At 66.6% G+C, this 10,635-nt stretch carries 7 protein-coding genes; 1 reads left to right on the top strand and 6 read right to left on the bottom strand.

What is annotated here, in order from left to right:
• Positions 1-217: 217 nt before the first annotated feature.
• On the bottom strand, positions 218-757 hold the full coding sequence (locus tag G9E11_RS18310; RefSeq protein ID WP_190608304.1) for a DUF2306 domain-containing protein: 540 nt from the start codon (positions 755-757) through the stop codon (positions 218-220).
• Between the two features lie 99 nt (positions 758-856).
• Here G9E11_RS18310 and G9E11_RS18305 point away from each other — a divergent pair, with 99 nt between their 5' ends.
• Positions 857-1,480 (top strand): MerR family transcriptional regulator, encoded by a 624-nt coding sequence (locus tag G9E11_RS18305; RefSeq protein ID WP_190608302.1) that lies wholly within the window; start codon positions 857-859, stop codon positions 1,478-1,480.
• A gap of 105 nt (positions 1,481-1,585) precedes the next feature.
• Here G9E11_RS18305 and G9E11_RS18300 read toward each other — a convergent pair whose 3' ends face one another.
• From G9E11_RS18300 to glgX, 5 genes are all read right to left on the bottom strand, one after another.
• Positions 1,586-2,671, bottom strand: a complete 1,086-nt coding sequence (locus tag G9E11_RS18300; protein WP_190608299.1) for an inositol-3-phosphate synthase — start codon at positions 2,669-2,671, stop codon at positions 1,586-1,588.
• A 180-nt stretch (positions 2,672-2,851) separates the two neighbouring features.
• Positions 2,852-3,892: an L-glyceraldehyde 3-phosphate reductase gene (gene mgrA, locus G9E11_RS18295; protein WP_190608296.1), complete on the bottom strand. Its 1,041-nt coding sequence runs from the start codon at positions 3,890-3,892 to the stop codon at positions 2,852-2,854.
• An 87-nt stretch (positions 3,893-3,979) separates the two neighbouring features.
• The gene (gene treZ / locus G9E11_RS18290; RefSeq protein ID WP_190608294.1) at positions 3,980-5,788 is read right to left on the bottom strand and encodes a malto-oligosyltrehalose trehalohydrolase; all 1,809 of its coding nucleotides are present in this window, start codon (positions 5,786-5,788) and stop codon (positions 3,980-3,982) included.
• On the bottom strand, positions 5,788-8,112 hold the full coding sequence (gene treY, locus G9E11_RS18285) for a malto-oligosyltrehalose synthase (RefSeq protein WP_190608292.1): 2,325 nt from the start codon (positions 8,110-8,112) through the stop codon (positions 5,788-5,790). The genes treZ and treY overlap by 1 nt, the downstream gene beginning before the upstream one ends.
• Positions 8,109-10,601, bottom strand: a complete 2,493-nt coding sequence (glgX, locus tag G9E11_RS18280) for a glycogen debranching protein GlgX (RefSeq protein ID WP_190608290.1) — start codon at positions 10,599-10,601, stop codon at positions 8,109-8,111. The genes treY and glgX overlap by 4 nt, the downstream gene beginning before the upstream one ends.
• Positions 10,602-10,635: the final 34 nt, after the last annotated feature.

Below are 10,635 nucleotides of genomic sequence, written 5' to 3'. Positions count from 1 at the left end.
CGTGCCGCAGTAACGGAAAGCCCGGCAGCCTCCGCCGCCACCTCATCGGACAACCCGGAAGACCTCGCCTCCCAGAACACCCGCACAACCTCACCCAACACCTCAGGCCGACCAAAACGTCCCACAACAACACCAATCACTCAGGTGTTGCAACGACCCCTTGAACCTGCCCCGCGTGCAGCGACGAAAGATGAGGAAGCGTTTGGGGGTGCGGGTACTACTGGCTTCGGCCCGCCACAGCCCCTGCCGAAGCTGCAGCCACCGTGGCTTGGTCAGCCTTGCGCCCTGTGTCCTGGACGCGACGGCCCTCGCCGCGCCGGAGCGAAATGAAGACGACGGCGACGCTGAGCGCCACCAGCGCGGCAACGTACAGCGCAGTTGGCAGATCCTCGGCCAGAAGGTGAGGAATGGCGCGCCCCGGAGCCGCGACGGCGAAGCCGAACGCCACAGCGATGCCGATGTAGCTGCCGATCATGTTCCCCCTATGCGCCGGGATGTTCCGGCGCACCGCACTGATCAGTCCAAGGGTGACCGTCACGATCGTGAACGCGGACAGCCCGTGAAGCCAGCTGAAATGCCCTTCACTGACGATCCAGAAACTGCTCAAGCAGACGTAGTACATCGCCGCGACCCACAGGTGTCCCATGGTCCGGTGGATGCGGTCCCGGCGGCGGCGAAGGATCTGCACCGGACCAATAGCAAGAACAAAAAGGGCGGCAATGACGTGGCTGGCAAGCAGTACATTCCAAGGCTCCATGCGACTAGGATAGAGCCACTATCCAGTGGGTGTAAATCAAGATAGCCAGCGGCGCGACAGCTATCCAAGAGGCTGCCATCCGTAGAGGAAGGAGCGAGCATGCAGCTGAAGGAACTCAGCGAGAGGACGGGAGTCTCCCCCGCCAGCATCAAGTTCTACCTCCGCGAGGGGCTGCTGCCCCCAGGCCGCTCGGTCCACGCAACCCGGGCGGAGTACTCAGAGCATCATCTGAGCCGGCTGGAACTCATCCAGGCGCTGCGGCGCGTGGTCGGACTGAATATGGCCAAGATCGGTTCCCTGCTCAAAATGGCCGACGACGGCGTCCCCCGCCTTGAGCTTTTGGCTGCGGTCCAGCGCGCGGTGCTGGGGCTCGACGACGTGGGGACGGAGCACGGCGACCTCCGCACTCCGGCGGGCGACGCCGTCGTACGGTTCCGGAACTGGCCGGATGTACCGAGCGACGCCAGAAACTCACTCAATGCCCACCTGGCCCTAATGGAAAGTCTGGGCGTGCCAGTGACCGAAGACCTGCTCAACGCGTACAGCCAGGCGGTGGACGCCATAGCCGCAGTGAATATTTCGGCCACAACGGCGCCGGAAGACGTCAATCAGCTGATCATGACGGCGGCCGTCGGCATGCATCTGCATGGCCAGCTGGTCCTGAAGCTGCTGGCACTCGCGCACGCAAGCCACGCGATTCGGCGCTACGACAAGGACGCTTAAGCGGCGATGCTCCCCCACCAAAGGTGAGGGAGCATCGAGTCAAAACCTGCAGGACCTGAGGACGCGTCCGGTCAAAACCTGCAGGACGTGAGGGAGGGTCCGAGGTCAGCGGTCGAGGTCGCCGCGGATGAAGGCCTCGACCTTTTCGCGGGCGAGGTCGTCGTTGAACTGCTCCGGCGGGGACTTCATGAAGTAGCTCGACGCCGAAAGCAGCGGGCCCCCGATGCCACGGTCCAGGCCGATCTTCGCAGCACGGATCGCATCGATGATCACACCGGCGGAGTTCGGCGAGTCCCAGACCTCCAGCTTGTACTCCAAAGACACCGGCGCGTCACCGAAGTTGCGGCCCTCCAGGCGAACGAAGGCCCACTTGCGGTCATCGAGCCACTGCACGTAGTCGGACGGGCCGATGTGGACATCCTTCGCAGCCAGCTCGGCCTCGACGTTGGAGGTCACGGCCTGGGTCTTGGAGATCTTCTTCGACTCCAACCGGTCCCGCTCGAGCATGTTCTTGAAGTCCATGTTCCCGCCCACGTTCAGCTGGTACGTGCGGTCCAGCGTCACACCGCGGTCCTCGAACAGCTTGGCCATGACGCGGTGCGTGATGGTGGCACCGATCTGGCTCTTGATGTCATCACCCACGATCGGCACACCCGCGGCGGTGAACTTGTCAGCCCACTCCTTGGTGCCCGCGAGGAACACCGGCAGCGCGTTCACGAACGCCACCCCGGCGTCGATCGCGCACTGCGCGTAGAACTCCGCGGCCTCTTGGGACCCGACCGGAAGGTAGCAGACCATGACATCAGCCCGGGCGTCCTTCAGGGCCTGGACAACGTCGACCGGTTCCTTGGTGGACTGCTCGATGGTCTCCAGGTAGTACCGGCCCAGCCCGTCCAGGGTGTGCCCGCGCTGGACCGTCACACCGGTCGGCGGGACCTCGGCAAGCTTGATGGTGTTGTTTTCGCTGGCCAGGATCGCGTCCGCGAGGTCGACGCCAACCTTCTTGCCGTCAACATCGAACGCGGCCACGAACTGCACATCATTGACGTGGTACTTGCCGAACTCCACGTGCATCAGACCCGGAATCGTGGCCTGGGGGTCGGCATCCCGGTAGTAATGGACACCTTGGACCAGCGAAGCGGCACAGTTACCCACGCCGACGATAGCAACACGAATCGGATTTGAAGACACGGAACTCCTTTGAGAACAAACTTCATGTGCCCTGCGCGCGCGTACGTTGTTGTACGACGGCGTCTGACGGGCACCGCGCCACGCGGCGCGCTTATCAGTCTAACCAAACGCCGCCGGGGCCGGCTTTGTTCCCGCCGGCCCCGGCGGCTTGATTACGTGGCACTCTTTGACGTGCCGGGTTCAGACCCGCTGCGCCCAGAGGTTGATGTCGGATTCGACGGCGAACTCATCGATCGCGGTCAGCTCCTCAGCGCTGAACTCAAGGTTGTTGATAGCGGCCAGGGTGTCCTCGAGCTGCCGGACGCTGGACGCCCCGACGAGTGCGGAGGTCACCGGGGAGCCCTTGGGCTGGTCACGCAGGATCCACGCGATGGCCATCTGCGCCAGCGACTGTCCGCGGCCGGCGGCGATGGCGTTGAGCCCGCGCACCCGGTCCAGCTTTTCTTCTGTCAACGAAGATTCGGACAGGAACCTGGCCTTGGCGGCGCGGGAGTCGGCCGGGACACCGTTGAGGTAGCGGTCGGTGAGCATGCCCTGGGCCAGCGGGGAGAACGCGATGGAGCCGGCGCCCACCTGGTCCAGCGCCTCGTAGAGGTTGGGCGAACCGTTCTCGGTCCAGCGGTTCAGCATGGAGTAGCTGGGCTGGTGGATGAGCAGCGGGGTGCCGAGCTCCTTCAGGATGCGGGCGGCCTCGAGTGTCTGCTCCGGGGTGTAGGAGGAGATGCCCGCGTATAGCGCCTTGCCGGAGCGGACGGCGTAATCCAGCGCGCCCATGGTCTCCTCCAGCGGCGTCTCCGGGTCCGGCCGGTGGCTGTAGAAGATGTCCACGTAGTCCAACCCCATCCGCTGCAGCGACTGGTTGAGGCTGGAGATCAGGTACTTCCGGGAGCCCCACTCGCCGTACGGGCCTGGCCACATGTAGTAACCGGCCTTGGTGGAGATGACCAGTTCGTCCCGGTAAGGCCTGAAGTCGTCCTGCAGGTGCCGGCCGAAGTTGGTCTCCGCGGAGCCGTCCGGCGGGCCGTAGTTGTTGGCGAGGTCGAAGTGGTTGACACCGAGGTCGAAGGCGCGCCGCAGGATGGCGCGCTGTTCGTCGAAGCGCTTGTCGTCTCCGAAGTTGTGCCACAGGCCCAGCGAGATGGCCGGCAGCTTCAGGCCGCTGCGTCCGACGCGGCGGTACGGCATGGTTTCATAGCGGGTGTCCGAGGCCACATAAGTCATGTGTTCCATCCTGCCAGCCGCGCCAAGGCTGCGGGGCTGGCGTCCACCATCCGGTCACCGGCGGTGGACGCCGCCCCAGCAGTTCACTCAGTCACTGACGACGGCGGCGCTCAGCGGGCCGAGCTCCGCGCGCTCACCTTCCAGCCGGACGGCGTCGTCGGTGGCCAGCAGCAGGGCCGTCCCCGCACCCTCCAGACTTACCGGCTGCTCCGAGAAGTTGAGCAGCACTTGCACGCCGCCGCGCCGGAACCGTAGCCAGCGGGCATCGTCGTCGAACTCCACCTGCGTGTCCTCAAAGCCCAGCTTGGTGAGGTCCGGCGTGGAGCGGCGCAGCGCGGTGAGCGAACGGTACAGCTCCAGCAGCCGGGCGTGATCGCCTTCGGCGGCCTCCGCCCAGTCCAGCTTGGACCGTCGGAAAGTCTCCGGATCCTGCGGATCGGGCACGACGGCGGGATCCCACCCCATGCGCTCGAACTCCTTGATCCGGCCTTCCGCAGTGGCCTTGCCGAGTTCCTGCTCCGGGTGCGAGGTGAAGAACTGCCACGGCGTGCTGGCCCCGTACTCCTCGCCCATGAACAGCATGGGCGTGAAGGGCCCGGTCAGGGTCAGCACCGCGGCTAGCGCCAGGCTCCCGTACGGCAGGGTCTGCGAGAGCCTGTCCCCGGTGGCGCGGTTGCCGATCTGGTCGTGGTTCTGCGAGCAGACCACGAGGGCGGCCGGGTGGACCGCGCTGAAATCGATCGGCCTGCCGTGGTGGCGTTCCCGGAAGCTGGAGTAGCTGCCGTCGTGGAAGAAACCGTCCCGGAGCACCTTGGCGAGGGCCCCGAGGGAGTCGAAGTCGCTGTAGTAGCCCGTGGTCTCGCCGGTGACGTTGACGTGGACGGCGTGGTGGAAGTCGTCGCTCCACTGCCCTTCCAGCCCGTACCCGTTGACGTCCCGGGGATACAGCAGCCGCGGGTTGTTGAGGTCGGATTCGGCAATGAGCGTCAGCGGCCGTCCCACCTCGGCGGAGATCTGGCTGGCCAGCGCCCCGAAATCCTCCAAAATGTGTACCGCGCGCTCGTCCTTCAGGGCGTGGACGGCGTCCAGCCGCAGGCCGTCAACGCGGTAGTCGCGCAGCCACATGGCCAGGTTGTCCAGGATGAACCGGCGCACATGGTCTGAGCCGGGACCGTCCAGGTTTACGGAGTCGCCCCACGTGTTGCCCTCGCCCTGCTTGAGGTAGGGCCCGAACCGCGGGAGGTAGTTCCCGCTGGGACCGAGGTGGTTGTACACCACGTCCTGGATCACGCCGAGGCCCGCGGCGTGTGCGGCGTCGACGAACCGCTGGTACGCCTCCGGTCCGCCGTACGCCTCATGGACGGCGAACCACTGCACGCCGTCGTAGCCCCAGTTGTGCGTGCCGTTGAACGCGTTCACGGGCAGCAGCTCGATGAAGTCCACGCCCAGGCCGGCCAGGTAATCCAGCTTGCCCGCGGCCGCATCCAGCGTCCCTTCGGGCGTGAACGTACCGAGGTGGAGCTCGTATATGACCGCCCCCTGCAGTTCCCTGCCCTGCCAGCCGTCCTCCTGCCACGTGTGTGCGGCGGGGTCGAAGGTGCGGGACAGTGCGTGGACGCCGTCGGGCTGGCGCCGGGTCCTGGGATCCGGCAGCGGGGTTTCGTCGCCGTCCAGAAGGTACCCGTAGTCGACGTCGCCGCCAGCGGGTGCGTCGGCGGCGGTCCACCAGCCCTCGTTCTCGGGTCCGGTGCCGGACCTGCGCTGCATGGCGTAGCGCTCCCCCCCGGCCAGCAGCGTCACGGATCCGGCGTCCGGGGCCCAGACGTCGAAGCGTTCCGGTCCCTGCACGGGCTTTGCGGCTTCGCGGGGGTAGGTTGCCTGGCCTGTGTGCGTCATCACTCTTCTCCCGTCTGCGGCACCAGCAGCGCCACCGGGTAGGTCCGGAAGATGTCAGTGATCTTCACGGTTCCCGGTGCGAAGCCGGCGCCTGTCAGTTCGTCCTTCATGGCGGTCTCAAGTTCGACGGCGGTGTCCCGCCAGCCGCCGTCGCGTTCCAGTCCGTAGGGAAGCCGGGTCGCGAGCGTCAGCGCACCCGGCGTTGCCGGGGTGCCGCGGTGGAACGCGAGCAGGTGCCCGGCGGCCTGGCCGCTGGCCTGGACCGGGCGGTAGCCGGTGAACAGCTCGGGCCGGTCCCGGCGCAGCCGCAGTGCACGCGAGGTCACCAGCAGCTTGGTCCGCTCATCCGTGAATGAGGGGGGCAGGTCGCCGGCATCAAGCTGCTCCAGCGCGGCGCGGCGGTCGTTGAAACTGAACGGGCGCCGGTTGTCCGGGTCCGTCAGCGAACGGTCCCAGAACTCCGTGCCCTGGTACACGTCCGGGACGCCGGGCATGGTCAGCTGAACGAGCTTCGCTGCGAGGGAATTCGAGGCGCCGTACGGCTCCAGAAGTTCCACGAGCGACTCGACTTCAGCCCGGACCGCAGGGTTGTCGAACGCGGCATCGACGGCGGCGGCCAGCTTCTCCTCGAACGCCGGATCCGGATCGGTCCAGTTGGTCGAGTTTCCGGCCTCCCGCGCGGCCTTCAGCGCGTAATACTGCAGGCGCTCCCGGCTGGCGGGCCAGGCGCCGGCGATGGCCTGCCACAAAAGTGCAGACAGCGGGCCGTCCGGCAGCGGAGCCAGTTCGCGCAGCCGGTTCAGGGTTTTCTCCCATTCGCTGGCAACCTCGGACATGACCGAGATCCGCGCCCGGGTGTCCTCGCTGCGTTTGGTGTCGTGTGTGCTGAGCGTGGTCATGGACAGCGGCAGCTCGGCCTGCCGGCGGGCCATCCGGACATGGAACTCGTCGGGATCCACAGCGAACTCCGTGGGGTCGGCGCCCACTTCCGTAAGGGTGCCCAAACGGTTGTAGCGGAAGAACGCGGTGTCCTCCACGCCCTTGGCCATGACCATTCCCGAGGTCTGCTGAAAGCGCCGGGCAAGTTCCAGGTCGGTGTCCAGCAAAAGAGGCTGCAAAGCCTGGATGGCCTGGTCGAGTTCCGGCCGCCTGCGCGCGGCAAGCTCGCACGCCTCCTTCAGGACTTCCGCACCCTCCGGCAGGTATGTCCGGTAGACCGGGAAGGCGGCGATGATTTCGGCGATCGCGTCGGCCGTGGCATCGGCGGGGAGTTCGGCCTCGTCCGGAACCAGCCGGGCCAGCCGCAGGATCTCAGAGTGGAGGATGCCGTCGGTGATCCGGCGCTTGGTTCCGCGGATCATGTCCTCGTAGTCGGCAGGCTCGCCGCCGCGTAGCGAGGCATCCAGCCGGTCCAGAGCTTCCTGGCCGCGAGGGTCAACGAGAACCCGGTCGACGTCGGCGAGGGCGTCGTAGCCCGTGGTGCCCTCGCATTCGAAGCTGGCGGGCAGCTGCTCCCCCGGCTCGAGGATCTTTTCCACCAGCAGGTAGGCCCCGCCGGTGGCTTCCCGGAGCCGCTTCAGGTACCCCTCGGGGTCGGCGAGGCCGTCCGGGTGGTCGATCCGCAGGCCGTCCGCGAGGCCCTCACGGAACCAGCGCACCACTTCCTCATGGGCCTCGTCGAAGACAGCGGGGATCTCCACGCGGACGCCGGCGAGGGTGTTCACCGCGAAGAAGCGGCGGTAGTTCAGCTCGTTGTCCGCGCGCCGCCAGCCCATCAGTTCGTAGTGCTGCCGGGCGTGGACGTCGCGCGGGGAGTCACCTTCGGTGTAGCTGCCGTCGGCCAGCGGGAAGCGGTGGTCGTAGTACCGGAGCTCCCCGTCCTTGATTTCGAGCTGGTCCAGGTCATCGTCGCTGCCGAGAATCGGGAGCCGGATGCGCCCCCCGCCAAGGTCCCAGTCGACGTCGAACGCCTCAGCGTAACGGGACTGGCGCCCCTCCTTGAGCAGAGACCACCACCAGGGGTTCTGCGCCGGAGTGGCAACGCCGACGTGGTTGGGCACGATGTCGATCAGCACGCCCATGCCGGCGGCGCGTACCGCCTTGGAAACGGCCGCCAGCCCCTCCGGGCCGCCCCGTTCGGGGTCGACGGCGGAGGGGTCGGTGACGTCGTACCCGTGGTCGGAGCCCTGCTCAGCGGTCAGGACCGGAGAGAGATAGACCCAGTCGACGCCGAGCGAGTGCAGGTACGGCACGGTTTCGGCGGCGTCGAACAGCGTGAATCCCTTCCGGATCTGCAGCCGGTAGGTGGAAATTGGCGTTCTCATGCGTCCTCCCCTTCGGGCTTGACCGCCTTCAAGTGGTTGTTCCGCCGCCCGGCAGGCTTTTGCGCCGGTTTCTCCGCCGGCTGCTCCTTCGTGGCCTTCGCAGGCTCCACGGCAGGCCCAGCAGCAGACTCGGCGGCCGGCTCGGCTTTCGCAGGCTCCACGGCAGGCTCAGCAGCAGACTCCGCAGCCGGCTCGGCTTTCGCAGGCTCAACAGCCGGCTCAGCGGCCGGCTCGGCCGCAGACTCTGCAACCGGATCAGCCGGCTGCTTCGTCTTGGCCGGATCCGGGATTGCAGGCGAGGTGAGCGCTGCCGTCTCAGCGGTGGCTGTCTGGGTCAGAGCCGCCAGCGAGGCGGCAACGGAATGATCCGGTTCCTCCTCGGGGGCGCTGTGGGCGCGGAGCACCACGAGGGACTTCGCGGCGACGGACAGCAGGCTGCCCGCGTTGGCCGGCTCAGAGTCGGCGCCTTCACCGGCTGTGTCGATGATGACGTCCCAGGCCGGTGCGTATTCGTCCGGCGGCAGGGTGAACTCGACGTCGCCGTCGTGGGCGTTGAAGTACAGCAGGAAGTTCACGTCGGTGATCCGGCGGCCGCGGTCGTCATGGCCCTGGATGCCGTCACCGTTGAGGAACATGCCCACCGAGCGGCCGAAGCCGCTGTCCCAGTCCTCCGGGGACATGAGGTTGCCGTCGGGATCGAGCCATACGATGTCCGGCAGCCGCTCGCCTTCGCCTCGCCGGACGGGCCGGCCGTCGAAGAACCGGCTGCGCCGGAAGGTGGGGTGCTTGGCGCGCAGGGAGTTGACGGCCGCGGTGAATTCGATGAGCGGCTGGTCCACGCTGTCCCAGTTGACCCAGGTCAGCTCCGAGTCCTGGCAGTACCCGTTGTTGTTGCCCTGCTGGGTGCGGCCCATCTCGTCGCCGTGCAGGATCATGGGCACGCCTTGTGAGAGGAGCATGGTGGCGATGAAGTTGCGCTGCTGCCGCGCCCTGAGCGCCAGGACCTTGGGATCGTCCGAGGGGCCCTCCGCTCCGCAGTTCCAGGAGCGGTTGTGCGACTCGCCGTCCTTGTTGTCCTCGCCGTTGGCGTCGTTGTGCTTCTCGTTGTAGGACACCAGGTCACGCAGCGTGAAGCCGTCGTGCGCGGTGACGAAGTTGATCGACGCCACCGGGCGGCGGCCGGAGTGCTCGTAGAGATCCGCCGAGCCGGTGATGCGCGAGGCGAACTCGCCGAGCGTGGCAGGTTCGCCGCGCCAGAAGTCGCGCACGGTGTCGCGGTACTTGCCGTTCCATTCGGTCCACTGCGGCGGGAAGTTGCCCACCTGGTAGCCGCCGGGCCCGACGTCCCACGGCTCGGCGATGAGCTTGACCTGGGACACCACCGGGTCCTGCTGGATGAGTTCGAAGAACGTGGAGAGACGGTCGACGTCGTAAAATTCGCGGGCCAACGCGGCGGCGAGGTCAAAACGGAACCCGTCAACGTGCATCTCGGTGACCCAGTAGCGCAGCGAGTCCATGAGCAGCTGCAAGGAGTGCGGCTGGCGGACGTTCAGGGTGTTGCCCGTGCCCGTGTAGTCCATGTAGTACTGCTTGTCGTCCTCCACCAGGCGGTAGTAGGCCTCGTTGTCGATGCCCTTGAAGCTCAGGGTGGGGCCGAGGTGGTTGCCTTCGGCGGTGTGGTTGTAGACGACGTCGAGGATGACCTCAATGCCTGCCCGGTGCAGCGAACGGACCATCGCCTTGAAGTCCTGGACCTGCTGGCCGGTGTCCCCGGTGGAGCTGTAGGTGTTCTGCGGCGCGAAGAACCCGATGGTGTTGTAGCCCCAGTAGTTGCTCAGGCCCTTCTCCTGCAGCGTGCCGTCGTTGACGAACTGGTGCACGGGCATGAGCTCGATCGCGGTGACGCCCAGCTTCTGCAGGTGGGAGATCACGGCCGGGTGCGCCACGCCGGCATAGGTGCCGCGCTGCTCCTCGGGAATCTCCGGGTGCAGCTCGGTGAGCCCCCTGACGTGCGCCTCATAGATGACCGACTTGTGGTACGGGATGCGCAGATTCTGGTCGTTGTCCCAGTCGAAGAACGGGTTGATGACCACGCCCATCATCATGTGCGCCGCTGAATCGGCGTCGTTCTTGGATGACGGGTCGCCCATGTTGTACGAGAACAGGGCGGGATCCCAGTCGATCTGGCCAGCGACTGCCTTGGCGTACGGGTCAAGAAGCAGCTTGTTGGCGTTGAAGCGCTGGCCGTTGTCCGGGTCGTAAGGACCGTGGACGCGGTAGCCGTACTTCTGCCCCGGCTGGATCTGGGGCAGGTAGCAGTGCCACACATAGCCGTCGACCTCGCGGAGGGTGACCCGCGTCTCGGTCCCCTCCTCGTCGAAGAGGCAGAGTTCCACCTTTTCCGCGTGCTCGCTGAACAACGCGAAGTTGGTTCCGGTGCCGTCAAACGTGGCTCCCAGCGGGTAAGCCGATCCGGGCCAGATTTCCATTCGTGCTCCTATACCTCGTCCAACACTGCGTCCG

The sequence above is a fragment of the Arthrobacter ipis genome (assembly GCF_014694315.1).
Classification (GTDB): domain Bacteria; phylum Actinomycetota; class Actinomycetes; order Actinomycetales; family Micrococcaceae; genus Arthrobacter; species Arthrobacter ipis.
The sequence above is the reverse complement of the archived record's forward strand: the minus strand, read 5'-3'. Positions and strand labels throughout refer to the sequence as shown.

Coding starts and splice junctions, on each gene's coding strand:
- G9E11_RS18310 (WP_190608304.1), bottom strand. CDS start 757: ATGGAGCCTTGGAATGTACTGCTTGCCAGCCACGTCATTGCCGCCCTT.
- G9E11_RS18305 (WP_190608302.1), top strand. CDS start 857: ATGCAGCTGAAGGAACTCAGCGAGAGGACGGGAGTCTCCCCCGCCAGC.
- mgrA (WP_190608296.1), bottom strand. CDS start 3,892: ATGACTTATGTGGCCTCGGACACCCGCTATGAAACCATGCCGTACCGC.
- treZ (WP_190608294.1), bottom strand. CDS start 5,788: ATGACGCACACAGGCCAGGCAACCTACCCCCGCGAAGCCGCAAAGCCC.
- treY (WP_190608292.1), bottom strand. CDS start 8,112: ATGAGAACGCCAATTTCCACCTACCGGCTGCAGATCCGGAAGGGATTC.
- glgX (WP_190608290.1), bottom strand. CDS start 10,601: ATGGAAATCTGGCCCGGATCGGCTTACCCGCTGGGAGCCACGTTTGAC.